The sequence below is a fragment of the Herminiimonas sp. KBW02 genome (genome assembly GCF_003852535.1).
Classification (GTDB): domain Bacteria; phylum Pseudomonadota; class Gammaproteobacteria; order Burkholderiales; family Burkholderiaceae_D; genus Oxalicibacterium.
Map to the genome: position 1 here is coordinate 743,738 of NZ_QAJP01000004.1, position 26,540 is coordinate 770,277.

The 26,540-nt window shown below is 52.7% G+C and carries 18 protein-coding genes; 11 read left to right on the plus strand and 7 right to left on the minus strand.

Features of this window, described 5'->3' with window-relative positions:
* Positions 1-31: 31 nt before the first annotated feature.
* From flhB to DBR37_RS07880, 11 genes are all read left to right on the plus strand, one after another.
* On the plus strand, positions 32-1,204 hold the full coding sequence (flhB, locus tag DBR37_RS07830) for a flagellar biosynthesis protein FlhB (RefSeq protein WP_124573877.1): 1,173 nt from the start codon (positions 32-34) through the stop codon (positions 1,202-1,204).
* The gene (gene flhA / locus DBR37_RS07835; protein ID WP_124573878.1) at positions 1,201-3,285 is read left to right on the plus strand and encodes a flagellar biosynthesis protein FlhA; all 2,085 of its coding nucleotides are present in this window, start codon (positions 1,201-1,203) and stop codon (positions 3,283-3,285) included. The genes flhB and flhA overlap by 4 nt, the downstream gene beginning before the upstream one ends.
* Positions 3,282-4,556: a flagellar biosynthesis protein FlhF gene (gene flhF, locus DBR37_RS07840; protein WP_124573879.1), complete on the plus strand. Its 1,275-nt coding sequence runs from the start codon at positions 3,282-3,284 to the stop codon at positions 4,554-4,556. Before flhA ends, flhF begins: the two co-directional genes overlap by 4 nt.
* Complete coding sequence (locus DBR37_RS07845; protein ID WP_124573880.1) at positions 4,549-5,367, plus strand: antiactivator of flagellar biosynthesis FleN protein; 819 nt, start codon at positions 4,549-4,551, stop codon at positions 5,365-5,367. The genes flhF and DBR37_RS07845 overlap by 8 nt, the downstream gene beginning before the upstream one ends.
* 7 nt (positions 5,368-5,374) lie before the next feature.
* Positions 5,375-6,106: an RNA polymerase sigma factor FliA gene (locus DBR37_RS07850; protein WP_124573881.1), complete on the plus strand. Its 732-nt coding sequence runs from the start codon at positions 5,375-5,377 to the stop codon at positions 6,104-6,106.
* Positions 6,088-6,828, plus strand: coding sequence for a flagellar motor protein (locus DBR37_RS07855; RefSeq protein ID WP_124573882.1), 741 nt, complete (start codon positions 6,088-6,090; stop codon positions 6,826-6,828). The genes DBR37_RS07850 and DBR37_RS07855 overlap by 19 nt, the downstream gene beginning before the upstream one ends.
* Positions 6,829-6,864: 36 nt before the next feature.
* Positions 6,865-7,647, plus strand: coding sequence for a flagellar motor protein MotD (gene motD, locus DBR37_RS07860; protein ID WP_124573883.1), 783 nt, complete (start codon positions 6,865-6,867; stop codon positions 7,645-7,647).
* 379 nt (positions 7,648-8,026) lie between these two features.
* Complete coding sequence (locus DBR37_RS07865; protein ID WP_124573884.1) at positions 8,027-9,760, plus strand: ShlB/FhaC/HecB family hemolysin secretion/activation protein; 1,734 nt, start codon at positions 8,027-8,029, stop codon at positions 9,758-9,760.
* 62 nt (positions 9,761-9,822) lie between these two features.
* Complete coding sequence (locus DBR37_RS07870) at positions 9,823-17,085, plus strand: hemagglutinin repeat-containing protein (protein WP_124573885.1); 7,263 nt, start codon at positions 9,823-9,825, stop codon at positions 17,083-17,085.
* 511 nt (positions 17,086-17,596) lie between these two features.
* Entirely contained in the window at positions 17,597-18,172 is a 576-nt protein-coding gene (locus DBR37_RS07875) for a hypothetical protein (RefSeq protein WP_124573886.1), read from the plus strand.
* Positions 18,173-18,339: 167 nt separating this feature from the next.
* On the plus strand, positions 18,340-18,996 hold the full coding sequence (locus tag DBR37_RS07880; protein WP_124573887.1) for a DUF1345 domain-containing protein: 657 nt from the start codon (positions 18,340-18,342) through the stop codon (positions 18,994-18,996).
* 23 nt (positions 18,997-19,019) lie between these two features.
* Here the strand turns inward: DBR37_RS07880 and DBR37_RS07885 are convergent, their stop codons facing one another.
* The 7 genes from DBR37_RS07885 to dapD form a co-directional block, all read right to left on the minus strand.
* Positions 19,020-19,853 carry a Rossmann-like and DUF2520 domain-containing protein gene (locus tag DBR37_RS07885; protein WP_124573888.1) on the minus strand — a complete coding sequence of 278 codons (834 nt, stop codon included), beginning with the start codon at positions 19,851-19,853 and terminating at the stop codon, positions 19,020-19,022.
* Positions 19,854-19,863: 10 nt separating this feature from the next.
* A complete protein-coding gene (locus DBR37_RS07890) occupies positions 19,864-21,858 on the minus strand; it encodes an ATP-binding cassette domain-containing protein (RefSeq protein ID WP_370454235.1) in 1,995 nt (664 codons plus the stop codon).
* A gap of 210 nt (positions 21,859-22,068) precedes the next feature.
* The gene (gene prmB, locus DBR37_RS07895; protein ID WP_124573889.1) at positions 22,069-22,959 is read right to left on the minus strand and encodes a 50S ribosomal protein L3 N(5)-glutamine methyltransferase; all 891 of its coding nucleotides are present in this window, start codon (positions 22,957-22,959) and stop codon (positions 22,069-22,071) included.
* Positions 22,960-23,043: 84 nt separating this feature from the next.
* The gene (gene dapE, locus DBR37_RS07900) at positions 23,044-24,171 is read right to left on the minus strand and encodes a succinyl-diaminopimelate desuccinylase (protein WP_124573890.1); all 1,128 of its coding nucleotides are present in this window, start codon (positions 24,169-24,171) and stop codon (positions 23,044-23,046) included.
* 3 nt (positions 24,172-24,174) lie between these two features.
* Positions 24,175-24,528, minus strand: a complete 354-nt coding sequence (locus DBR37_RS07905) for an ArsC family reductase (protein ID WP_124573891.1) — start codon at positions 24,526-24,528, stop codon at positions 24,175-24,177.
* Between the two features lie 2 nt (positions 24,529-24,530).
* A complete protein-coding gene (locus tag DBR37_RS07910; RefSeq protein ID WP_124573892.1) occupies positions 24,531-25,655 on the minus strand; it encodes a PilT/PilU family type 4a pilus ATPase in 1,125 nt (374 codons plus the stop codon).
* Between the two features lie 53 nt (positions 25,656-25,708).
* On the minus strand, positions 25,709-26,533 hold the full coding sequence (dapD, locus tag DBR37_RS07915; RefSeq protein ID WP_124573893.1) for a 2,3,4,5-tetrahydropyridine-2,6-dicarboxylate N-succinyltransferase: 825 nt from the start codon (positions 26,531-26,533) through the stop codon (positions 25,709-25,711).
* Positions 26,534-26,540 lie beyond the last annotated feature (7 nt).

Consider the following 26,540-nt stretch of genomic DNA (forward strand, 5'->3'; position numbering starts at 1 on the left):
CACGCTGGCGGAAGCACCTCAGGAGTCGGCTTTGGCTGAAGAAAGTGATCTCGAAAAGACGGAACCCGCGTCACCGCGCAAGCTGGAACAAGCGCGGGAGCAGGGTGACGTGCCGCGTTCGCGCGAGCTGGCGACTTGTACGCTGTTGCTCGCCGCGGGTGCTGCTTTCTGGATCCTGGGTGGTCGTATGGTAGGCGAGCTGAACAAGATGCTCGCCGCCGGTCTTTCCTTTGATCGTGAGATGGCTTTCGACATGGAGCTGCTGCTGGCACACGCCGCTGCCAGCATTATTGATCTGTTGATTGCGTTTGCTCCGGCGGCCCTGATTCTGATCGTGGTGGCATTGGCTTCGCCTGCGCTGATCGGCGGCTGGCTGTTCAGCGGCAAGGCGCTGCAACCGAATTTCGGCCGCATGAACCCGATCAAGGGGCTCGGCAATATGGTCTCCAGCCGCGCTGCCGTCGAGCTGGGCAAGGCGATCGCTAAAACCATATTGATCGGCTGGATCTCGTGGATGGTGATGCGGCATGAATTCGACGCCGTCATGGCGCTGAGCGTCGAACCGCTGAAAAGCGGTACCGAACATTTGGGACACCTGCTGGTGCTCAGCTTCATTTTCATTGCAGCTGGTCTGGTGATCGTGGCTGCGATTGATGCGCCTTACCAAATGTGGCAACACGCGAAGAAACTGATGATGTCGCGCCAGGATGTGCGCCAGGAGTCCAAGGAGTCCGAAGGTAACCCGGAAATCAAGGCGAAGATCCGTCAGCAACAGCGTGAAATGGCCCGCCGCCGCATGATGTCCGAAGTGCCGACCGCAGACGTGGTGGTGACTAACCCGACGCACTATGCGGTCGCACTCAAATATTCCGAAAACGGCATGCGTGCCCCACGCGTCATTGCCAAAGGTGCCGATGAAGTCGCGGCCAAGATCCGTGAGCTCGCAATGGAAAACAATGTTGTGTTGCTGGAAGCGCCGCCACTGGCGCGTGCGCTGTTCCGCCACACTGAACTCGGCGATGAAATCCCTGAGGGCTTGTACATCGCAGTGGCTGAAGTCTTGGCTTATGTATTTCAGTTGCGTGCGTATAGCAAACATGGTGGTGCGCGTCCGGTCAAACCGGGCGATCTGGATGTACCGCCGGAGATGGACCCACTTAATCCCTCTGCAGCCGATGCAGATTCGAATGGCCTGCCACAATGAATAGCCTGAAATTACCCGCCTGGATGACCGGTCAAGGATCGCGTGCCGTTGCTGCGCCGCTGATTATCATCATGATGCTGTCGATGATGGTGCTGCCGCTGCCGGCGATCGTGCTGGACATCTTCTTCAGCTTCAATATTGCGCTGTCCATTATCGTGCTGCTGACTGCGCTGTACACAGTCAAGCCGCTGGATTTCATGGTGTTTCCGACCGTACTGCTGGTCAGTACCATGCTGCGCCTGTCGCTGAACGTAGCTTCGACCCGTGTCGTGTTGACGGAGGGGCATAACGGCCCGGATGCCGCAGGTAAAGTGATTGAGGCTTTCGGCCACTTCCTGATCGGCGGTAACTACACAGTCGGTATCGTGGTCTTCGTGATCCTGACCATCATTAACTTTACGGTCGTCACCAAAGGTGCTGGTCGTATCGCCGAGGTGGGTGCACGTTTTGCCCTGGATGCGATGCCGGGTAAACAGATGGCGATTGACGCCGACCTGAATGCCGGCCTGATCGGTGAGCAGGATGCACGTCTGCGTCGTACCCAGGTAGCGCAGGAAGCAGAATTCTATGGTGCGATGGACGGTGCCAGTAAATATGTGCGCGGTGATGCGATCGCCGGCATTATCGTCACCGTCATCAACGTGGTTGGTGGCCTGGTAGTCGGTATGGTGCAGCATGATATGGGCTTCTCCGCTGCGCTGGAAAACTATACATTGCTGGCGATTGGTGACGGCCTGGTCGCACAGATTCCTTCGCTGATCATCTCGACTGCTGCCGGTATCGTCGTATCGCGCGTCGCCAGTGAGCAAGACATTGGCGGCCAGCTGATCGGTCAATTGTTTGCGCGTCCACAAGTGCTGTACATCACCGCAGCTATTATCGGCGGCATGGGTCTGATCCCGGGCATGCCGCACGTGTCGTTTCTGTTCCTGGCCAGCCTGATGGCCGGTGCTGCCTACCTGATCTCGCAGCGCAACCTGAAAGCACCGGAAGTTGAACCGGAAGTGACGGCACCGCCGCCAGCACCGGAAGTAGAAGAAGCGACCTGGCAAGACATCGTGCAAGTCGATACGCTGGGCCTCGAAGTCGGCTATCGCCTGATTCCATTGGTTGATAAATCGCAAAGCGGTGAACTACTGCGTCGCATCAAGGGCATACGTAAAAAATTCGCCCAGGAGGTCGGCTTCCTGTCGCCGCCAGTGCACATCCGCGACAACCTGGAACTGAAACCATCTGCTTATCGCATCACGCTCAAAGGCGTGGAAGTAGGTAGCGGTGAAGCGCTGGCGGGTCAATTCCTCGCGATCAATCCGGGCATGGTCAGCGGCACTTTGCCGGGACCGACCACCAGCGATCCAGCCTTTGGTTTGCCGGCAACCTGGATCGATTCCAGCATGCGTGAACAGGCGCAAGGCATGGGCTATACGGTGGTAGATGCCGGTACCGTGGTGGCAACTCACCTGAATCATTTGATCACCACGCACGCAGCCGAATTGCTGGGTCGTCAGGAAGTACAGCAATTGCTGGATCACCTGACCAAGGAATCACCGAAACTGGTGGAAGACCTGGTGCCTAAACTGATCCCGCTGTCGACCCTGCAAAAGGTCCTGCAAAATCTCCTGATCGAAGGCGTCCATATCCGCGATATGCACACCATCATCGAAACCATGACCGAACATGCCGCCTACATCCAGGACGTCAATGAACTGACCGCTCTGGTACGTGTAGCGCTGGGGCGCGCCATCGTGCAGCAACTGTTCCCGTCCTCCAATGAACTGTCGGTGATGACACTTGATAACCGCCTTGAACGTCTGTTGACACAAGCGTTGCAGGGTAGTGGCGCAGACGGTGCCGGTATCGAGCCAGGCCTGGCCGATACCATCGCCGCGCAGGCAGAAGCCGCGACGCGTCAACAGGAACAATTAGGATTAACACCGGTACTGCTGGTGCCAGCGCAATTGCGCGCATTGCTGGCGCGCTTCCTGCGCCGTGCCTTGCCGCAACTCAAAGTGCTGTCGCATGCAGAAGTCCCGGATTCAAAAACAATCAGAGTAACTAGCTTAGTTGGAGGTCAGATATGAACGTCAGGAAATTCACGGCAAGCACGTCACGCGGCGCATGGAGTCTGGTGCGCGAAGCACTCGGACCTGATGCGGTCATTCTCTCGAATCGCGCTATCGATGGCGGGGTTGAGATCCTGGCGCTGGCTGGTGAGGATATGGCCTCGCTGGCAGAACCCATGGTCGAGCGTGCTGCCATTTCCGAAACCACACTGGCTTCGCTGGTGCCGCATCACAAGCCGACTCAGCCAGCGCCATTGGCCCTGACCTCGAACGTATCAGATGCAGCCCCGGCGTCTGACCGCGTGGAAATCAGCACTGCTGAACTCAACAATATGATGAGCGAAATTCGCTCCATGCGCGGCATGCTGGAAATCCAGCTGTCTGAACTCGCATGGAACGATCCGCAAAAACGTGAGCCGGTGAAGTCGACTGCATTGCGTGAAATGCTGGCAGCCGGTTTCAGCGCCAGCCTTGCGCGCTACCTGATCGCCCGCTTGCCTGCCGGTGCCAGCAATCAAAGCGGTATGGACTGGATCAAATCCATCCTCACCCGCAATCTGACGACCATAGGCGATGAAAATGAAATCCTGGAAAAGGGCGGCGTCTATGCGCTGGTTGGTCCTACCGGTGTAGGTAAAACAACAACCACAGCCAAACTGGCCGCGCGTTGCGTCATGCGTCATGGCCCAGGCAAGCTGGCACTGATCACGACTGACGGCTACCGTATCGGCGGCTACGAACAGCTGCGTATCTACGGCAAAATCCTCGGCGTCATGGTGCACTCGGTCAAGGATGAAGCCGACCTGCGCATCGCGCTGGATGAGCTCAAGGGCAAGCATACTGTCCTGATCGACACTGTGGGCGTCAGCCAGCGCGACCAGATGGTGGCGGATCAGATCGCCATGCTGGCTGGTGCCGGTGACCAGGTGAAGCGTCTGCTGTGTCTGAATGCGACTTCGACCGGTGAAACGCTGAATGAAGTTGTACGTTCTTACATGGGCGATGGCCTGGCAGGTTGTATATTGACCAAACTCGATGAAGCTGCAACCATTGGCAGTGCACTAGATGTAGTCATTAGACAGAAATTGAACTTATACTACGTCGCGAACGGACAACGCGTGCCGGAAGACCTGCACGTCGCGAATCAACAGTATCTGGTAGACCGGGCCTTTAAACTCAAGCGTGAAACAGCGCCATTCCAATTGGGTGATGCGGAGATACCTGCTGTGATGGCAAATACCGTCCGTGCAATGAATGATAAGAGTTTGCGTGAGGTGATTCTTGGCTAGTTTCGAATGTGATCAGGCAGAAGGTTTGCGGCGTATGCTCGCAGGACCGAAGCCGCGCATTTTTACATTTTTATCTGCGACTTCGGTGGCTGATAAAAGCGCGATGCTGGTCAATCTGAGCGCCTCGCTGGCTTTAAGCGGTAGTGATGTGGTGTTGCTCGACGCCTGCATTTCAAACGATGGCATCAGTCATCGCATGGGCGCAGAGTTGCAGGCGACGCTGCTGGATGTGGCACGTCAGGAGCGTGCTCTGAACCAGGTCGTGCATGCGATGCCGCAGGGCTTTGGCCTGGCTTCGCTGACGCGTGGTTCCTTGCGCGCTGCGAATGGCAGTGATCAGCATCAGCAACGTCGTTTGTCGAACGCCTTTGGTGTGTTGGCAGCGCAATCCGATGTACTGATGGTCGATGCTGAACTGGATATGAACGATAACTTTGCTATCCCGGCGATGGGCAATGGCGAAATCATCGTGCAGGTAACACCCGGTGCTGCCTCCATCAAGAAAGCATACGCACTGATTAAAAGATTAAACGCGCAATTGGGTCGCCGTCCGTTCGGCATCCTGGTGACTGGTGCCGATGCACAGGAAGCCGCCGTTGTTTATCAAAATATGGCGCAAGCTGCCAGTCGTTACCTGGCCTTGCAATTACATTCCGTTGGTTTTGTACCGCAGGACGATCATCTGACACGCGCTGCGCGTTTGGGACGGGCAGTTATTGATGCCTTCCCGCTGGCAGGCGCATCAGTCGCGTTCCGCGGCCTGGCTGAACGTTTTACCTTGCCCGCTCACAGCGCCAAGTTTGGAGCCTGATTCACACATGTATACAGCGGCCGGAAAATCGGACAAAAATCATCTGGTAGGTGAGCATGCGCCGCTCGTCAAGAAGCTGGCGCACCAGATGAAAGCCAAGCTGCCGCCCAGCGTAGAAGTCGATGATTTGATACAAGCCGGCATGATCGGTTTGCTTGATGCGGTCAGCCGCTATGAAGAAACGCACGGTGCGCAGTTCGAAACCTATGCAGTGCAACGCATACGTGGCGCCATGCTGGATGAGCTGCGCAGCAGCGACTGGATGCCGCGCAGCATGCGGCAGAACATGCGCAAGATCGAGGTGGCGATGAACACCTTGCAGCAACGCCTCGGACGTGCGCCGAATGAAAGTGAAGTGGCGAAGCAGCTCAAGCTGTCGCTGGCCGACTATCAGGACTTGCTCAGTGATGGTGGTGGCCACCAACTGGTGTACTACGAAGATTTTCACGATACCGAGGACAACGAACACTTCCTTGATCGCTATTGCACCGATGAGTCTCCGGATCCTCTGCAGAACCTGATGAATACCGGCTTCCGCGCCGCCGTGATCGAAGCGATCCAGGCACTGCCGGAACGTGAAAAAATCCTCATGGGTTTGTACTACGAACAGGAAATGAACTTGAAGGAAATTGGCGCCGTCATGGGGGTCACCGAATCACGCGTATCGCAATTGCATAGCCAGGCTATCGCCAGGATGCGTGCGAACTTAAGGGAGAAAGCGTGGACTGGGGTAGCTTAGTTGGTATAGCACTGGCGCTGGGCGGCATCCTCCTCGGGCAAATACTCGAAGGCGGCGCTTTAGGTTCGCTGGTACAGCCTGCAGCCTTCATCATCGTCGTAGTCGGCACAGTCGGTGCGGTCCTGCTGCAAAGCGGCTGGCGCAACTTTGTGCAGGGCGTAAAAATGGCCGGCCAGGTCTTTATGCCGACGGACGACAACTATCCGGGTTTGGTCAAGGACATTACTGCGTGGAGCGTCATCGCACGCCGTGAAGGTTTGCTCAGCCTGGAGCGCGTGATCAAGGACGTCAAAGATCCATTCGTCGCACATGGCCTGCGCCTGATCGTCGATGGCGTTGACCCAACCAAATTGCGTGACGTGCTGGACCTGGAGATAGGTGCATACGAAACGCGTCAACGCCTGGCTATTAAAATATGGGAAGCGGCGGGCGGCTATGCGCCGACCATCGGTATTCTGGGTGCGGTATTAGGTTTGATCCACGTGATGGAAAACCTGTCCGATCCGAGTCGCCTCGGTAGTGGCATCGCAGTAGCTTTTGTGGCGACGATTTATGGTGTGGGTTTTGCCAATCTGGTATTCCTGCCTATCTCAAGCAAGCTCAAGGCGCTTGTCAGCCGCGATATCTTCAAACGTGAAATGCTGGCAGATGCGTTTGCCGGTATTGCAGCAGGTGATAATCCGCGCTTGATCGAAGAGCGGATGAGCGTCTATACGAGGTAAGCTATCTTGCCCACAGCGTCGGCAGATTAATCCACCATGACACGTAGAAGAAAATACGAAGAAGAGCATGAAAACCATGAACGTTGGCTGGTGTCTTACGCCGATTTCATTACGCTCCTGTTCGCCTTCTTTGTTGTCATGTACGCGATTTCATCCGTCAACGAAGGTAAATACCGCATCCTCTCCAGCTCACTGGGTATCGCCTTCGGTGGGGTAGCTGCGAAGACAGAAACCATCAAGGATCCGGTCAGCCCAAGCACTCCCGTTCTGCCGTTACCGATTCAATCGCCTGCGCAACGCGCGAATGAAGCTGTCGTCAAACGTGAAAAAGCACGCATGACCAGCATCGCACGCGACATCCTCAAGGCCATGGCACCTCTGGTTAGTCAGGGCAAGGTGCGCGTCACGCAAACCAATCGCGGTGTCAGTGTTGAAATCAATGCGAGTGTGTTGTTTGCGCCGGGCGAGGCAAAGCTGAATGCGCAATCGGAAGCGGCATTGCGTGCGGTGGCTCAGGTTCTGAAGGACGTAGATAACGACATCCAGGTCGAAGGCCACACCGATAACACGCCTATCAACAACTCCATGTTCCCATCCAACTGGGAACTCTCTGCCGTACGCGCCAGTAGCGTAGTGCGCTTATTCCTGGCCAGCGGTGTCGCCGAAAAACGCCTGGTCGCCATGGGCCACGGTGCCAACCTTCCTGTCGATAGCAATGACACGACAGAAGGGCGCTTACGCAATCGCCGCGTGCAATTGATGATCCTCTCGGGCATGCCTGATGTGGTGACTGAAGTGCCGGTTACTGCGGAAGATTAAGGCGATCTTTTCAGGTCGTTGTCCCTCTTTTGCGACGTAGTATGCGGTGCAAAGCTGCATTTGAGACAACTCTCCAGTCATCCATTTTTCTTTAGATTAGTTTCGGAAAGCCAGTTTTCATGCACCAACTATGTGCATGTCTACTTTCCCTGTACGCCTTGCCCAGCTTGACTTTGCTTCACATGTAAAGTCATTGAATTCAATAAATTCTTTTAATTGTTTTTAAAAATCATTATTTGTCGATAAGAATCATCTTTTCGCATTTATCATTATTTAACAAAATGCCCCATGATCATGGGAGGCGCTTGCGCTACATTCTCTATATTGTCTTGTATTTCCTTATGGCAACATTTTGAATGGTTCTGGAGCCGCAATCGCAATGCATAAGCAAGTCGCTGTACATCCTCTCTTTCGCAAGTCGCTTTTTTCATCTATTTATTTGCTGATCGGCGGGTTCCTCTGTCTCTCCCCAGTGTTTGCGCAAAGTCCTGCGGCCGACGAGTTGTTACGTCAGCAGGAGCGCGAGCGGCAATTACGTCTGCAACAAGAGCAGACGCCAGACGTTCGCCTGCAGGCTCCGGCAGCACAGCCGATAGCAATACTCCCGGAGAATGAAGCACCTTGTTTTCGCATTGATCATATTTCGCTACTCGGTGATGCTGCCGAGCGTTTTCAATTCGGCCTGAAAAGCGTGATTGCAGGTACCGACTCGCCTATAGGCAGATGTCTGGGTGTAAACGGTATCAATCTGGTAGTGAGCCGCATACAGAACGTGATCGTCGATAACGGATACGTAACGACTCGTGTACTGGTGTCGCCGCAAGATCTGAATGCAGGCAACTTAGTGCTCACGGTGATTCCAGGGCGCGTGCGCAACGTCAGGTTTGCGGCTGACTCTGATCCACGCGGCACCAAATGGAATGCGATCCCGGTTCAGTCCGGAGACATTCTGAATCTGCGCGATATTGAGCAAGGACTGGAAAACTTTAAACGTGTTCCGACTGCGGCGGCTGATATCAAGATAGAGGCAGCAGAAGGTGAAGGCGCGCAGCCAGGACAAAGCGACCTGGTGATTTCATATAAGCAGGGCATTCCTTTTCGCATGTCTGTTTCTGTCGATGATTCAGGTTCCAAATCGACCGGTAAATATCAGGGTGTTGTCACGCTGTCCTATGACCATATGCTGACACTGAATGATTTGTTTTATGTCAGCTTCAATCACGACTTGGGTGGTGGCGATAGCGGGGCAAGGGGAACGCGTGGTGGCGTCGCGCATTACTCGATACCGTTGGGCTATTGGTTGCTGAGCACGACCGCTACACGTAATCGCTACTTCCAGACCATCGCAGGTATAAACCAGAATTACGTTTATTCGGGTATCAGTGCCAGCAATGACCTCAAGCTGTCTCGTGTTGTGTATCGGGATGCGCAACGCAAAACGACGCTGGCCGTACGCGGCTATCTCAAAGAATCCAATAACTACATCGAAGACGCTGAAATAGAAAACCAGCGCAGGCGCACTGCAGGATGGGAATTCAGTGTCGCCCATCGTGAATTCATGGGCCCGAACACGCTTGATATCAATCTCGCTTATCGCCACGGCACGGGCGCATTCCAGGCACTACAAGCACCGGAGGATGCGTTTGGTGAGGGAGCTTCGCGTCCCAAAGTCTGGAATGCAGACGTTTCCTTATCTGTCCCTTTCCAGCTCGCACAACAAAACTTTCGTTATCTCGGTGCATTACGTGCACAGTGGAACGACACGCCGTTGGTACCGCAGGACAGATTTGCAATCGGCGGTCGTTACTCGGTCCGTGGTTTTGACGGAAACATGATGCTGTCTGCTGATCGCGGCTGGACTTTGCGTAATGACATAGGCATGGTCCTTGGCCCGATAGGTGCAGAGCTATATCTCGGCGTCGACTACGGCGAAGTTGGTGGGCAGTCGAGTCGCTACCTGATAGGCAAGCGGCTGGCGGGTACTGCGCTGGGGCTGCGCGGTAGTGTACTGGGCGTTTCATATGACATTTTCGTAGGTCAGCCAATAAAAAAACCAGATGGGTTCAGGACTGCAAATACGACCGCGGGCTTCAATCTGAACTGGAGCATCTAGTAAAAACGTGTGATTCGTATCTATCACGTTCTCATATTGAATAAATCAGGCAAGAGGCAGACATGAACAAGCACCTATATCGCATCGTCTTTAATAAAACACGCGGCATCATGATGGCGGTCGCGGAAAATGTATCTGCACAAGGTAAGGGCGATGCCGCATCGTCTTCGTCAGGCGTGTTTAAACCGACGATGGAACAGATTTGCTTGCAGCTGAAATCTATATCTTTCGCTGCCAAACTGACTGCGGGTGTCATGACAGTCATCATGCCTTTTGCTCATGCGCAGATCGTCGCAGATCCAACTGCACCGAATAATCAGCGTCCTACCATCGTGCAAACAGCGAATGGTCTGCCGCAAGTCAACATTCAGGCTCCATCGGCAGCAGGTGTATCGCGTAATACATATAGCCAGTTCGACGTGCAGAGCAATGGTGCCATTCTCAATAACAGCCGGGACAATGTACTTACCCAAACCGGCGGCTGGGTGCAGGGTAATCCATGGTTAAACGGAGGCTCCGCACGAGTGATCCTGAATGAAGTCAACTCCAGCAATCCTAGTCATCTGCGTGGCTACGTCGAAGTCGCAGGGCAGAAAGCAGAAGTCATCATCGCTAATCCGGCGGGCATACAAATCAATGGTGGCGGATTCATCAATGCTGATCGCGTCACACTCACGACGGGAACTGCAACAAGCAATCCGGTCAATAACGGATCATTGGAAAACTATCGCATCACGCAAGGCACCATCAGTGTTGAAGGCCTGGGTCTGGATACGCGTGGCGCAACCTACACAGACATCCTCGCCAGATCGGTGCAAGTCAATGCCGGTATCTGGGCTAATAAGTTAAAGGTTGTGACAGGTGCTAATGAAGTCAATATCAACAACCTGGATTACGCGGGTAATGTGGCGCAAGGTATTACCCCTATTACAGGTACAGGGTCGGTTCCGCAGTTCAGTCTTGATGTCGCAGCATTAGGTGGCATGTACGCTGGCCACATCTTTCTGGTTGGAAGTGAAAGCGGCATGGGTGTGCGTAATCAGGGTGCCATCAATGCGAATGGCGGCAACCTTGTTCTGCTATCAAATGGATTCCTTACTAACGAGGGGGCAATGCAGGCTGCATCGTCGAATGGCAGCGGTGGCAAGCTACATATTGATACGGCGGGAAATATCACCAACAGTGGCGCTCAAGCAGTTATCAGTGCGCAGGATCAGGCCGATATAGTTACGAGTGGAAATCTACTCAATACTGTAGCTGCGCGTATCGATGCGAATAATAATCTTGCTATCACGGCAGGTTCACTAAGCAATGAAGGTAAGCTAGGTGCAACAGATAAGCTGGTCGTGAATGCTACAAATATCGATAACGCAGCAACGGGTGAGATAGCTGCCAACATAGCAAAGTTAACTGCAGCGAACAATCTCAGCAATCGCGGCTTGATCGACGGAACGGAAACCGTCTTACGTGCGGATCAACTCGACAACATAGGCACGGGTCGCATCTATGGTGATCAACTCGCTATTGCGGCAAATACACTGAATAACGACAGTGAAACACTAGCCAGCCTTCGCTCTGATGCCGTCATCGCTGCTCGTCAGCGTATGGATTTGGGTGTCGGTACCCTCAACAATCGAAATGGATCATTACTCTTTAGTGCAGGTACAGAAGAAACTGCGTTGAATATCGGACGTAGTCTGGATGCGCAAGCGCATGCCACAGGTAAGGCTGATGTCGTCACCAATCAAGCAGCAACGATAGAGTCGATGGGTGGCATGACCATTGCTGCGGCCAAGATCAATAATCTGAATCCTGATTTCAGCACGCGTACCGATACCACTAACGAATCTACCTATATTCACTACATACGTTTGGGTGGCACCAGATATCTGGAAAGTTCGCTGGGGCGTTGCTTTAAATGCGCATCGGATCGCTTCGATGACGGTGATCCAAGTTTGCCTCGACTCGAATATGTGGCCCCTAGCAGTGCCTATCCATTTGAGGCTGGCTTTTCTCGTGTTCCGTATCAACTGAATACATATGAATACTATGAGACAGAAACAGGAGGGATGTCTGTCCAAATTCCTTATCTGTATCCAGCGGATAGTCCGGTTTGGAAACTCTTTGGTGTTGCGGTCGGTGATCAGGTAACACTGAGAAGTTATCTGCAAAGCTACAACCAAAGCATCATTTCCCGCGCCTATCGCGACTTCTATCAGATATGGGTAACGAGTACGCAAACCGTGCAGACCGTTGTCGATAATGCCGGCACGCCAGGACGGATCATCTCGGCTGGTGGAATGACGCTATCTGGTGCTGCGATTCTCAATGACAACAGCCAAATCATGGCTGGCGGTAATCTGGACATCTCCGGCGCTAGTCTGACAAATACAGAAACGATGGGGCAGCGGGTGGTGACCGATTTTGGCTCCTTCCGCGGCGATAGTGTGAAGTACAAAGGTTACGGCATACACGCGGGCTACTTTGGTAGCGGTGCTTATGTCGAAGTGACGGAGAGCGTCACAACCAAACTCGATACATCGGTCGCCAAAGGCAACACCAGCATCTCAGGAAGCGGGACGCAAGTTGCCGGGCCGCGTACGCCACCTAGCAGCCTGCTGATACTTAATCCTGATCCGAACGATAGTCATATCTACAAGGGCGACCCACGGTTCAATAACAAGCAACAATGGCTATCCAGTGATTACATGTTGCAGGAACTTTCTACTGATCCAAACACGATACAAAAACGTCTGGGTGACGGCTTCTATGAACAAATGCTCATTCGCGAACAAGTCGCGGAACTGACAGGGCGCAGATTCCTTGATGGCTACGCCAGTGACGAAGCGCAGTATCAGGCACTGATGCAGGCTGGCACTGCTTATGCGAAGCAATGGGAGCTAGTACCTGGCGTTAGCCTGACACCTGCACAGATGGCGGCGCTCACTAGCGATATCGTCTGGCTGGTTGCACAAGAGGTAGTGCTGCCGGATGGAACGATCACTACAGCGTTGGTGCCGCAGGTATATGTCGTGCCTAGACCTGGCGATTTGTCCACTGGCGGCTCATTGCTGGCAGGACAGAACGTTAATATCCAACTCTCGGGAGATCTCAAAAATTCCGGCACCATCGCTGGGCGTAACGTCATGCAGATCAACGCAGACAATGTGCAGAACTTTGGAGATATAGCCGGCAAAACAGTGAATGTAGCGGCACAGGAGGATTTGCTTAATATTGGCGGCAGCATTGTCGCAAAGGATAGTCTGACTGCAAGCGCAGGCAGAGACTTTGTCATCGAAAGTACAACCAGTACGGGCACAGCATCGTCTGGACGCTCCAGCAGTTCTCTCACTCAGATAGACCGCGTAGCTGGGCTGTATGTAACAGGTGATAAGGGCATTCTTGTAGCCAGTGCAGGTAATGACTTTAGCGTTCTGGCAGGTGTGCTAGCTAGTTCAGGTGATATGCAGGTTTCAACTGAAAATAATATGAACCTGGGTACGGTAGGGACTGGATACAAAAGCGATCTCACTGCGAATGATCGTAACTACATGCGGGCATCCGGAACTCAAGATGTTGGTAGCCAGATTGTTTCCGTTGGTAAAACTACTTTAACCGCGGGGAATAATTTTGAAGCAAAAGCCGCTACTGTTAATGCCATAGGTAATGTAAGTGTTAATGCCACAGGTGACGTCCAAATTGCCGAAGGCCGTGCGACCAGCCAAAGCGATGATGCACGGTATGCCAAGAGCAAAGGATTTCTTTCTTCATCCAGTACCGAAAGCCGTGAGCAAAGTTCGAGTAATAGTGCCATTGGTAGCTACTTTGGTGGTGACAGCGTAACCATAACATCCGGTGGGAATGCTGTAATCAGAGGCTCTGTAGTCATTGGCGACGCCGATACGAAAATAGCCGCGGATAAAAATTTGATCATCGAAGCGGCGATCAGCTCTAGTCAGTCAAGTACATTCTCTGATTCGCGAAAAGGTAGTCTAATCTCGAGCAAGGAAAACAAAAAAACTACCGAAAGCTTTAATACACAAGTGGTGGGGAGTTCCGTCAAAGGAAATAACGTTACGCTTTCTGCAGGCAGTGATATTGCAGTGATAGGTAGCCAGGTTGATGCAGTGAAGGATGTTACCGTCAGTGCCGGGCAAGATGTCTTGATTGCTGCGGCAATTGAGGACCACAATACTGCACAAACAAGTGAAACAAAACGATCCGGATTCTCGGGAAGTTTCCAGACAGGTTTGTCCGTGGGTAGCAGTAAGAGCAATCAGACCCTCGATCAACAAGGGCAGCTTGCGATTACATCCAGCATCTCCGGAAGCAATGTCAAGATCAATGCAGATCGAGATGTGAATGTGCTCGGCAGTGCGGTACTGGCTGATAAAGATATCAACATCGCCGCGGGCAGGAATATCAATATAGACGTCGTCAAAGAAGCACAGAGCACGACAAGTACCAGTAAAAGTTCCAGTACCAGCATAGGGCTGCATCCGAGCCTGAGCGGCAGCATGACCATCCTCGGCATCAATTCTGACAAGCAGAATGGTCAAGCGGACGGACAGAGCTCCGTCCCCAGCTTACTGTCAGCTAATAGCGGCAACCTCACCATGGTGGCTGGTAATGCGGGTACGCAGGATGCCACCATCACGACACGCGGAGCGGATCTGTTGGCGGGAAATGCGATTAAGCTTGAAGCTGATCGCATCGATCTGTTAGCAGCACGTGACACGAGCAGCAGTAGCAACCAGACAGAAAGTAAGAGTTTCACTGTGGGTAGCAAACCTGCGGGGCAGATCGGCGGGCTCATCAATAGCGCAATCGAGTCGGCGATGGCGGCCAGTCAAGGGAGCGGCAACGACAGGCTGGATAATGCCCTGGCCTTAAAGGCTGGTTACGACACATACAAAGCGATAGAGAAAGGCGCTGCACTTGCCAATGGTGTCAAAGACCTGGCACAAGGCGCGGACCCAGGTGGAGCTGCGTTTGGTGTATCCATTAGTGTCGGTAGCTCTAAATCGAGTAGCACTAGCAGCTCAGCAAGTACGGAGGTTACAGGTAGCAATTTGCAAGCCAAGTCTATCGACCTGAATGCACGTCAGACCGATATCACCATGGAGGGCGCTAAACTTCAGGCAGAAACGATTAACCTGGAGGCCAAGCGGGACGTGATCTTGGTCGCCGCTGCCAATACCAGCGAAGTACATAGTGCTAATAAATCGTCGAGTGCAAGTGTCGGCATCACCATCGGCATGGGTCAGCAAAGTGGCATCAGTCTCCAGCTAGGTGTGCAAAATGCCAAAGGCAAAGCCAATGGAGAAGAAACCACCTATGACAACACTCTCATCACTGCCACAGATAAGCTCACGATAAAAAGCGGTAATGACACGACCTTGCAGGGGGCGCAACTCGCAGCCCAGCAAGTGAAAATGGAGGTGGGTGGCGACCTTACTATTCAGACTTTGCAGGATCAAAGCAAATACGAAAGCGAACAGAAGAGTAGTGGCTTTGGTCTTAGCTTATGTATCCCCCCGTTCTGCGTGGGGGCTAGCTCGGTCTCCGTCAATACAAGCAATCAAAGTATCAAACATAATTACCAAAGTGCACAAGGACAGAGTGGTATCTCGGTGGGTGATGGCGGCTTTGATATCACCGTAGCCAATGCGACAGATCTGGTTGGTGCAGCTATTACCAGTACAGCCGACAAAGCAAAAAATAACCTTAGCACTGGTAGTCTGAGCAGCAGTGATCTGAACAACGTACAAGACACTGCGACCAAAAGCAACAGCTTTAGTGCTACGGCTAGTTTGGGAAAAGGGGCCACGATCTCTGAAAATATAACTAAATTAGGTAATGACAGTGCACTCAATTTACTAGGAAATGCTGCTGCAAATAAAGCCTTGCCAAAAGATGAGCATGAGCAAAGCCAGACCCTCAGCGTCATCAGTCCGGCCAACATCACCATCACTGGTAGCGACGCAGAGCAGAACGCACTAAGCCAGCAAACGGCGGAAGAGCTTACTAACCGTGACGCATCGACGGCCAACGGCGCACTCAGCAATACGCTCACACTGCAGCAAGCAGCCGAGCTGGAGAAAAAGATGCAGCAGGCGCGCCTAGAGGAACAGGCCGCTCGTTTGATGGGGACTTTAGGGCAGCAGTTAGCTGGTGATATTGGGGATCTAGCAGGGAAAAAAGAAGCTGGTCTTAAGATTCAAGCGATGGAAGAAAATGACATTGAAAAAAAAGCTATGCTTAACGCGGAGGCTGAAAAATGGTCTGAAGGGGGGATTTATCGTGTTGGGCTTCATGCCGTTGTAGGTGGTTTAACCGGGAGTTCTGCTGGAGCGTTAGGAGCAGGTGTTAGTGCCGCGCTTATACCCGAAATAGGCAAGACTATTCAAGCTCTCGAATTATCTTCTGAAAGCAAGCAAATGCTCACTATTCTAGTTGGTGCTGCCATAGGCAGTGCTGTGGGAGGAGCAAACGGTGCAGCAACATCATTAAATCAAACTAATAATAACTATCTTAAACATCAAGAAAATGCCAAGTTACAAGAAGAAATGAGTGCCTGCGCCATTTCTTCTAATAGTTCAACTTGTAGAGAAAATGTGGCAAATAAGTACGTCGAAATATCTAGAAAAAATGATGATGAACTACGTCAGGTTTGTAATACGTCTCCTATGAGTGATAGTTGTCAAAATGGGGTTAAAGAAGTACTGAACTATACGGGGGATCAAAGTTGGAAAAAATATTTTGTGATGTTTCCATCTGCTCTATCTGAAACACCAATCGGTTTTAATGAAATGGATAATGATATTGCTAGAACCAGAAACGATATGCTTGGTTTAATCATTGGCAGTAGTGCGCTGTATTCGGCAATAAATGATATTGAGTCGCGCGCCGATTTTTTCGGCACGATGTATGCGCAGACCGGAGCGGTTTGGTTTAGAGAAGCGGAGAAGGTCTCTAGAAATGATTTACAAGGTATGTTATTTGAATTGGGAAATAAATTGAATCAATTGGGATCTTGGCGAGATGAAGCAGGAAAAGTAATTATGTCGTCAGGTTATGACGAGTTTAAGAATATCTACAATAATCCAAATATTGATCCTACTTTATGGAGCATAGATAGGCTGAAGAACGAGCAAAATAATATTGAATTGCAAAAAATTCATGAAAAATTTATCCCTCAATTTGCGGTTGGAACAAAAGGCTTTATGGAGTGGAAGGGAAAAGTTGGGAACATATTAGATTCAAATGAGAGAATTAAAACAGGCTGTATAAATATGGGAATAACTCAAGGGTGTGCGAAGTGATCGTCAACTTTTTAATTGCGTTATCTTTTCTATCGATGCTAATTCTAATGCCGATAGGGGTGATTGTTTTCTCTGTGATATTGGCGAAATCGATTCTTCATAAAGAATGGATTAGAAGGATTGAATACATTAAAAGGTATTTACCTTTCGTTGGAATTATTTGTGTAGTGCCATCGTTGGTATTTACTGCTCTGTTGCTCCACGCTATTTTCTTTTCTAAAAGTGAAATTGAGTATTTTCATTTTCATTATATGAATGTTTTATTATTTTCCTGTCTTGTTTCGACGATAATTTTTTTACTTTGGTGCGTTCAGGTAAAAATGGAGCGGGTGATTAGCGACAAAATTTACATAATATGGTTTGCAAATACTGCTCTCTTCACCTATCCAATCTCGGTATATATGCTTCTTAAGATGATCGTAAATTTTCTTTCTGGGGAATTACTGTTGGCTTAGTGCTTTACCTTATCTGTCTTTCATTAAGTACCGGCTTTTCCAAAAAATCTTCACAAATGTGTAAAAAAATTTCTTTAATAGCAGCAGGTTTACTCCTAAGCGGCTGCAACACACTCAAACAAAACGTCGTTGTCAGCGAACCTACAGGAGGAGAGCGCGCAAGAGTCCGAGTCGTTATTCAAGACATCGATTACCGTGGAGTGCGTGCTTATCCAAACAGCGCATGCGTGAATGATAAGTTGCCAGGAAATGGCATGGTAGCCAATGTTCAAATGGTTCTTGGCTTTGAAAAAAATCTGAACAATAAAAAAATCGGTATGCCTGAGACGGAATATTCTGTTGACAAGAATTTTGTGAGTTCAGAGATTTATGTCGCAGCTAATGAACCGATTACATTCAGGTTTCACAAGCCAAACACAAAGATTGAAAGAGGGATATATTCGACCTGGCTTAATGACGGTTGTTATATGAAAAAAACATTCATCCCCGAGCCTAACGCTGATTATGAGCTGATTTTTACCGACGTTCCGCAATGTCTGGCAACAGCGCAGAAGATAGTCAAGACTAATGAGTCCGTGACGATGGTGCCGGTTGAGTATAAGGATACGACTGACTGCGGAAGAAAGAGATAAACGATCAGATGGTCGATGATTAAAATGCCTGGCATGTGCCAGGTATTTTTTTGTCTGCTCTGTATGCAATGGAGGCGATAAACTGGACTTGGGGCTAAAGACCATGCGCGAGTGGCGAATAAACGGTAATCTGATGTTGTTTAGTCTGGATGGCCCATATAGCACCTATGCCTAAAACATCTCATTTGACTCGTTCCCACCTGCGCCTGACGTCTATCATCCTGATCGCCGTCATAGTCGCGCTGATCATGCCTGATTCATGGAATCTCGTCACGCGCGCCCTGGCCGGATGGAATGTCGCGGTGTGGGCGAATTTGTTGCAGATGGGATGGTTGATGACGACGTCTAGCCATGCGCGGGTGAAGGCGATAGCGGAGCGTGAGGATGCCGGAGCAGGGACGGTGGTGGGGATTTTGTCTATTGCTGCGCCTTTGAGCTTGCTCGCGATTATTCTTGAGCTGACTTCGGCCAAAGGCCTGGCTGGCTCTGAGCAGCTTTTACATTACGCGTTCACCGGCGTGACGGTGCTCGGTTCCTGGTTGTTGCTGGGTGGTGTGTATACGCTGCATTACGCACGGCTGTATTACCAGTCGTCGGTGAAGAGCAGGGCCTTGAAGTTCCCGGATGCGGAATTGAATCCCGATTATTGGGACTTCCTTTATTTCTCTTTTACGATTGCCGTCGCGGCGCAAACTTCTGATGTGACGGTGATGTCTTCTGGCATGCGCAAGGCGGTGCTGGCGCAGTCGGTGTTGAGCTTTTTGTTCAATGCCGCGATTATCGGTTTATCGATCAATATTGCGGCAGGTTTGATCGGTACCTGATCACGCTAGCTTCGTGACTCGTCTTATTTCTTTTTACGTCGTGCCAGCTCGGCAGTCAGCTTGCCCATTTGTTTGTAGAGCTTGCCATAGCGTTTATCCCAGCCGTTGACGGCGCGATATTGTTTGACGACGGTAGCGATGTCACCACGCGCTATAGGACCAGTCAGCGCCTGTTCCGGGCCTATCTGCAATACGTTCTCGCTTGTTTCACGTACCAGTGACGCAATCATCTTTAACGCGATGTCTTGCGGTATGTCTGCCTGGCCGTAAGTTTGTACTGCGGTATCTAGCAGTGTGACGAGATAGTTGGAGGCGAAGACCGCGCCTGCGTGATACAGCACTTTGCTTTCTCGCTTGATAGCAACCGTTTGCGCGCCTATGGCGGCAAATATGGGCGCGAGTGCATTGAGTGCAGCCTGATCGCCTTCCATGCCGCAGTACGTGCCCGCAAAATCTGCTGCTACTTTCTCAGGCACTGCAAAGCTGCGTATCGGATGAATGCTGGCAACTGCTGCGCCGCAAGCACTGGCACTGGCCAGTATGCTGGAAGAGAGCGCGCCGCTGCAGTGGAAGACTATGCTGCCTGCCGGCAAGCGCCCGCTGTCAGCCAATGCGTCGCAGCAAGCTGCGATCTGGTCGTCGGGTGCGGCTATGAGGTAGATGTTGGCTGTCTGCAGGTCGGCGTAGCTGCTTGCCACGCGACCAGTGCCTGCAAAAGCAGCGGCGCGTGCGCCGCTAGTGACCGAAGTATTGAGGATGTCCAGTATCTGGACAGTCTGATGCTGCACCCACAAGCGCGCCAGCGTCTGGCCGACTTTGCCGCAACCGATGATGGAGAGTGTTTGCGGTTTGCTCATGGGTTCAGACCTAGCTGTTGACCTGTTCCAGCGCTTCCTGCTGTTCCAGCCATTCCGCTTCCAGTTGTGTCACTTCCTTGGTGTAGAAGGTCTGGTCGGCCAGCAGTTGCTTCAGTTCTTTTTTGTTTGCAGCATCGTAGATGAGCGGATCGGCCAGTTTTTCATCTACGCTGGCTTTTTGCGCATTGCGCTTGGCAATTTGTTCTTCCAGCTTTTTGATTTTCTGTTCTATCGGCTTTTTACGGGCCGCCAGTTTTTGGCGTTCTTCCGCTTCCTGCTTTTTCTGTTCACGCTTGTCTACTGCGCTGACAGTGGCAGCGGGTGCGACCGGGCTGGCCGATTTTTCCTTGACTGGTGGCAGGCTGGCATTGGCGGCTGCATTTTTTGCATCCAGCTTGGTTTTGAAGAGCCAGTCTTTGTAGTCGTCGAGGTCGCCATCAAAAGGTTGCAGCTTGCCGTCGGCAACGATGATGAATTGATCGGTGGTCGCGCGCAATAAGTGCCTGTCATGGGATACCACAACCAGTGTGCCTTCGAACTGCGCCAGCGCCATGGTGAGCGCTTCGCGGGTTTCCAGATCCAGATGGTTGGTCGGTTCATCGAGCAGCAAGAGGTTAGGGCGTTGCCAGACGATGAGCGCCAGCGCCAGGCGTGCTTTTTCTCCACCGGAGAACGGCGCGATTTTGCTGGTGACCATGGTGCCGTTGAAGTTGAAGCTGCCGAGGAAGTTGCGCAGCTCTTGTTCACGTACGGTCGGTGCGATGTGCATCAGGTGCCACAGCGGCGATTCATCATGGCGCAGCATTTCTACCTGGTGCTGGGCGAAGTAGCCGATAGCCAGGCCTTTGCCGAATTGCGATGAGCCGTTGAGTGGCTCCAGTTCACCTGCGATGGTTTTGATCAGCGTGGATTTACCGGCACCGTTGACGCCGAGCAAGCCGATACGCTGGCCGATTTGCAGCGAGAAGTTGATGCCGGAAACGATTTTCTTTTCCGTGATCGAGTAGTCTTTTTCATCCTCAATACGGTAACCGGCATCGACGGCCTCCATTACCAGCAATGGATTTGGTGCATTCGCCGGTTCGCGGAATTCAAACGAGAACTCTGCCGCTGCACGCAATGGTGCGAGCTCTTCCATCTTCGACAGGGCCTTGATCCGGCTTTGTGCCTGGCGGGCCTTGCTGGCTTGTGCCTTGAAGCGGTTGATGAAGGATTCCAGATGCGCACGTTGGCGAGCTTGTTTTTCCATCGCGCTTTGGGCGAGGATCATTTGCGCGGCGCGTTGACGCTCGAAATCCGAGTAGTTACCGGAGTAACGCTTCAGCTTGCGCTCATCAATATGCACGATGACGTTGACGACGCCGTCGAGGAAGTCCCTATCATGCGAGATGACGATCAGGGTGCCGGCGTAACGCTTGAGCCAGTCTTCCAGCCAGATGATGGCGTCCAGATCCAAATGGTTGGTCGGTTCATCGAGCAGCAAGAGGTCAGACGGGCACATCAGCGCTTGCGCCAGGTTCAGGCGCATACGCCAGCCACCAGAGAAGCTGGCGACCGGTTGATCCATTTGCGCCATGGTGAAGCCCAGGCCGAGCAGCAGTTGCTCGGCGCGCGAACGGACGGTGTAAGCGTCAGCATCCGCCAGCGCGCTGTATAGCTCGCCGATCAGGGTGCCGTTGTCTATGGTGTCCGGTTCGCTTTCGAGGAAGGCGAGTTCTTCTTCCAGGCGGCGCAGCGTGACGTCGCCGTCGATGGCATAGTCGATGGCTGAGCGTTCCAGCGGCGGGGTTTCCTGCGCTACATAGGCGACGCGCCATTTGGCCGGGAAGTCGATGGTGCCGAGGTCGGCATGCAGTTCACCGCGCAGCATGCCGAACAGGCTGGATTTGCCCGCACCGTTGGCACCGATCAGGCCGATTTTGTCGCCCGGATTGAGCGTGACATCGACGTTGTCGAGTAGCGGCTTGATGCCGCGCATGAGGGAAACTTGCTGAAAACGAATCATGTAATTTGTAAGCCGCTGGCACGTTGTGTCTGTGTGCCAGTGGCTTTGCTTCTTTAGAGAATGATTAAAAATGGCTGGCTTGTCATAGCCAACCGAAATCGCGGCTCGCAGCATTCATGGGAATAGCTACCAGCGGCGGTGCAGGCTTCAGGCCTGCCGGATTACTGTCAACCACGCTCACGCATCAGCACGATGCGGGCAGGTACGACCTTATTGCAATTGATCTGCAGTGATCAGGAATACCATGTCGTCACCGGCGCTGGTGGTGAGCCAGGTCAGGTTCAGTTCCGGGAATGCCGCTTCTGCGAATTCACGTTCATTACCGATTTCGACCATCAGCAAACCGTTAGGCGTCAGGCGTTGACCTGCGCCGGCAACGATTTTGCGTACCAGATCCATACCGTCGGTACCGCCTGCCAGTGCAATTTGCGGTTCACGCAGGTATTCCGGTGGCAGCTTGCTCATGGAGCCCGAATTGACGTACGGCGGGTTGGTGATGATGAGATCGTATTTGTATTCAGGCACGTTCGCATACAGGTCGGATTCGATCAGGCTGATGCGGTGATCCAGTTCGTATTCGGCGACATTGCGCTTTGCTACATCCAGCGCATCGGTGGAGATATCCACTGCATCCACATGTGCATTCGGGAAGGCGTCGGCCAGCATGATAGGCAGGCAGCCGGAACCGGTGCAGAGCTCGAGAATGTTATTCACTTTGTCCGGATTGCTGACCCACGGCGAGAATTGCTCAGGGATCAGTTCGGCGATGAAGGAGCGCGGCACGATGACGCGTTCATCGACATAGAAGCGATAGCCGCCGAGCCAGCCTTCATTCGTGATGTAAGCCGCAGGCAGGCGCTCATCAGCGCGTTGTTCGATGACGCGCAAGACTGCATCGACTTCTTCCTGCAGCAGGCATGCATCGAAGAAAGGATCGAGTTTGTCCAGCGGCAGCTTGAGTGTGTGCAGGATCAGGTAAGCGGCTTCATCCAGTGCATTGGTGCTGCCATGGCCGAAGAATAGTTTCGCGGTATTGAAGCGGGTAACTGCGTAACGCAGCAAGTCGCGAATGGTAGTGAGTTCGTTAGGCTTGGTAGGCATGGTTCGGTGCAACTAAGTAAAAGGATGATGCCTGATGCAGAATGACTGCAGCAGGAGGTTTTTTATCGATGCTGTGCGCCAGCCTCAGAGCAGCAGGTTTTCCATCGTACGGCGATAGATGTTTTTAAGCGGATCGATGAAGCGAACTTCGATGTGTTCATCGATCTTGTGGATGCTGCCATTCGGCGGGCCAAACTCGACGACTTGCGGACAGATTTGCGCAATGAAGCGTCCGTCCGAGGTGCCGCCTGTGGTTGACAGTTCGGTGGTCACGCCAGTTTCGGATTTGATCGCATCGCTCATCGCATCGCTCAGTGTGCCTTTCGGCGTGAGGAAGGGATGCCCGCTGATCGACCATTTCAAATCGTATTCGAGGCCGTGTTTGTCCAGGATTGCGTGTACGCGTTTTTGCAAACCTTCTACCGTGCTGGCGGTGCAGAAGCGGAAGTTGAAGTCGATGACGACGTTGCCCGGAATGACGTTCGATGCGCCGGCGCCGCCATGGATGTTCGATACTTGCCACGAAGTCGGCAGATAGTATTGATTGCCGTCATCCCATTTCTCGGCGACCAGTTCTGCCAGTGCGGGTGCGCATTGGTGGATAGGGTTGCGTGCCAGTTGCGGATAGGCGATGTGGCCTTGTATGCCTTTGACGGTGAGCTTGCCGGACATGCTGCCGCGGCGACCGTTCTTGATGGTGTCGCCCAGGACGTCGGATGAGGTCGGTTCACCGACTACGCAGTAATCGAGTTGCTCGCCGCGTGCTTTCAGCGCGTTGCAGACGATGACGGTGCCGTCGGTCGCCGGGCCTTCTTCATCGCTGGTGATGAGGAAGCCGATCGAGCCTTTGTGGTCAGGGTGTGCGTGCACGAATTCTTCTGCCGCCACCACCATCGCCGCGATTGAGGTTTTCATGTCAGCGGCACCGCGGCCGTAGAGTTTGCCGTCGCGCTGGGTAGGGACGAACGGTGGCGAAGTCCATTGCTCGAGCGGGCCAGTCGGCACGACGTCGGTATGACCGGCAAATACCAGCAGCGGCTGCGCAGTACCTTTGCGCGCCCACAGATTGGTCACGCCATCGGATTCTATGGTTTCGCAAACGAAGCCCAGCGGGGCCAGCAATTCGATCAGGCGCGATTGGCAGCCTTTGTCTTCCGGTGTGACGGAGGAGAGGGCGATCAGTTCTTCGGTCAGTGCGAGCGTTTTGCTCATAAATTAGTCTTGAAAAATTTGTTGATAGAGTTCGTCGGAAAAACCAACGCTGGATTTTTTGTCCTTGACCAGTACCGGGCGCTTGATGACCGATGGCGATTCCAGCATCAGTGCAGTGGCACTGGCGGCATCGGTGATTTCGGCCTTGCGTTCATCCGGCAGCTTGCGCCAGGTTGTGCCTTTGCGATTGACCAGCACATCCCATGGCACGTCGCGCAACCAGGTTGTGATCAGGTCTGCGTTGATGCCATCTTTTTTGAAATCGTGGAAGACGAAATCGGTGCCGTTATTACTCAGCCAGGTGCGCGCTTTTTTGACGGTGTCGCAGTTAGGTATGCCGTAGAGGGTAATCGTCATGTCTACATCTTCAGGGTAAATTCGGTAAAGCTTGCTTCTTCCTGCTCCGGTGCTTCTTCCTGCACCGTTTGCGCAGAGTTGTTCAGCAACCAGAACAGATTGCTGGCCGAGTCAGCGTGTGCCAGTGCCTCGTCCTGTGTGACGAGACCATCCTTGATCAATTGCATCAGCGCTTGTTCAAAGGTTTGCGAGCCAGGCGACAAACTTTTTTCTATCGCTTCCTTGATCAGTGCAATTTCACCTTGTTCTATCAGCTCGGCGATGTGGCGTGTGTTCAGCATGACTTCGACAGCTGCACGGCGCTTGCCGTCGAGTGCACTGATCAGACGTTGCGACACAATTGCGCGCAGGGTCGAGGACAGATCGGCGAGCAGCGATTGCCGGTTTTCTATCGGGTAAAAATTGATGATGCGGGTCAGCGCCTGGTAGCTATTGTTCGCATGCAGGGTCGCGACAACCAGATGGCCGGACTGCGCATAAGCGAGTGCTGCCGACATGGTTTCCTTGTCGCGTATCTCACCGATCAGGATGCAATCGGGAGCCTGGCGCAGGGCGTTTTTCAATGCTATTGGCAAGTCGCTGGCATCGCTGCCTATCTCGCGCTGGTTGACGATGGACTTCTTGTTGCGGAACAGAAATTCAATCGGGTCTTCCAGCGTCAGGATATGACCGGTAGCGATGGTGTTGCGATGATCGAGCATGGCGGCGATCGTGGTCGATTTGCCGGAACCGGTCGAGCCGACTACCAGCAGCAAACCACGTTTCTCCATGATCATATCGGCCAGGATAGGTGGCAGTGCCAGGCTGTTCAGCGGCGGGATTTCGCCCGGTACATAACGCAGCACGGCAGAAATACTGCCGCGCTGGCGGAACGCTGATAAGCGGAAGCTGCCGACACCCGTCACCGGTATGCCGATATTGAGTTCGTTTTCACGATCCAGTTCTTCCAGCTTGGCTGGCGGGACAACTTCGGCCAGCAAGGTCATGACGGCATTCTGGTCCAGCTTCTGCTGGTTGATGGGTACCAGATTGCCGTTGATCTTGATGTGGATAGGCGAGTTGACTGCAATAAACAGGTCAGATGCTGCTTTTTCCTTCATCAGAAGGAATAATCTATCCATTGCCATAGCTGTCCCGGTTCAGAAAAGTGTAAACGCGTGTTGCAGTGATGCCGACTTACTTAGTCACGCAGCAATTCGTTGATCGCTGTTTTCGAACGTGTTTGCGCATCGACGCGTTTGACGATCACTGCGCAGTACAGGCTGTACTTGCCATCAGCGGATGGCAAGTTGCCGGAAACGACGACGGAACCGGCTGGGATACGGCCGTAGGTTACTTCGCCGGTTGCACGGTCATAGATCTTGGTCGATTGGCCGATGTAGACACCCATCGAGATAACCGAGTTTTCTTCGACGATAACGCCTTCAACGATTTCCGAACGTGCACCGATGAAGCAGTTGTCTTCGATGATGGTCGGGTTCGCTTGCATAGGTTCCAGTACGCCACCGATACCGACGCCGCCGGACAAATGCACGTTTTTACCGATTTGTGCGCAGGAACCGACGGTGGCCCATGCATCAACCATGGTGCCTTCATCGACGTACGCGCCGATGTTGACGAAGGACGGCATCATGACCACGTTTTTGCCGATGAAGCTGCCGTGACGTGCGACTGCAGGTGGTACCACGCGGAAGCCGCCTTTGGCGAAGTCAGCTGCGGTGTAGTTCGCGAATTTGGTTGGTACTTTGTCGTAGAACTGCATGTGGTCGCCGGATGGCATGGTGATGTTGTCTTCCAGACGGAAGGACAGCAATACTGCTTTCTTGACCCATTGATTGACGACCCACGAGCCGCTGTCTTTTTGCGCTACGCGCAAGGTGCCTTCGTTCAGTTGGGCGATGACTTGCGCGACTGCGTTACGCACATCTGCAGGTGCATTTTTCGGGGAGAAATCCGCACGGTTTTCCCAGGCTTGGTCGATGATCTGTTCGAGTTGTTGAGTCATTTGATGG

What these genes read in the sequence shown, in the direction of transcription:
- DBR37_RS07865 (WP_124573884.1), top strand. Translation starts at nt 8,027, where the DNA reads ATGCATAAGCAAGTCGCTGTACATCCTCTCTTTCGCAAGTCGCTTTTT.
- DBR37_RS07850 (WP_124573881.1), top strand. Translation starts at nt 5,375, where the DNA reads ATGTATACAGCGGCCGGAAAATCGGACAAAAATCATCTGGTAGGTGAG.
- DBR37_RS07870 (WP_124573885.1), top strand. Translation starts at nt 9,823, where the DNA reads ATGAACAAGCACCTATATCGCATCGTCTTTAATAAAACACGCGGCATC.
- DBR37_RS07905 (WP_124573891.1), bottom strand. Translation starts at nt 24,528, where the DNA reads ATGACGATTACCCTCTACGGCATACCTAACTGCGACACCGTCAAAAAA.
- DBR37_RS07890 (WP_370454235.1), bottom strand. Translation starts at nt 21,858, where the DNA reads ATGATTCGTTTTCAGCAAGTTTCCCTCATGCGCGGCATCAAGCCGCTA.
- dapE (WP_124573890.1), bottom strand. Translation starts at nt 24,171, where the DNA reads ATGAGCAAAACGCTCGCACTGACCGAAGAACTGATCGCCCTCTCCTCC.
- DBR37_RS07880 (WP_124573887.1), top strand. Translation starts at nt 18,340, where the DNA reads ATGCCTAAAACATCTCATTTGACTCGTTCCCACCTGCGCCTGACGTCT.
- DBR37_RS07875 (WP_124573886.1), top strand. Translation starts at nt 17,597, where the DNA reads ATGTGTAAAAAAATTTCTTTAATAGCAGCAGGTTTACTCCTAAGCGGC.
- motD (WP_124573883.1), top strand. Translation starts at nt 6,865, where the DNA reads ATGACACGTAGAAGAAAATACGAAGAAGAGCATGAAAACCATGAACGT.
- DBR37_RS07910 (WP_124573892.1), bottom strand. Translation starts at nt 25,655, where the DNA reads ATGGCAATGGATAGATTATTCCTTCTGATGAAGGAAAAAGCAGCATCT.
- dapD (WP_124573893.1), bottom strand. Translation starts at nt 26,533, where the DNA reads ATGACTCAACAACTCGAACAGATCATCGACCAAGCCTGGGAAAACCGT.
- flhF (WP_124573879.1), top strand. Translation starts at nt 3,282, where the DNA reads ATGAACGTCAGGAAATTCACGGCAAGCACGTCACGCGGCGCATGGAGT.
- prmB (WP_124573889.1), bottom strand. Translation starts at nt 22,959, where the DNA reads ATGCCTACCAAGCCTAACGAACTCACTACCATTCGCGACTTGCTGCGT.
- DBR37_RS07885 (WP_124573888.1), bottom strand. Translation starts at nt 19,853, where the DNA reads ATGAGCAAACCGCAAACACTCTCCATCATCGGTTGCGGCAAAGTCGGC.
- flhA (WP_124573878.1), top strand. Translation starts at nt 1,201, where the DNA reads ATGAATAGCCTGAAATTACCCGCCTGGATGACCGGTCAAGGATCGCGT.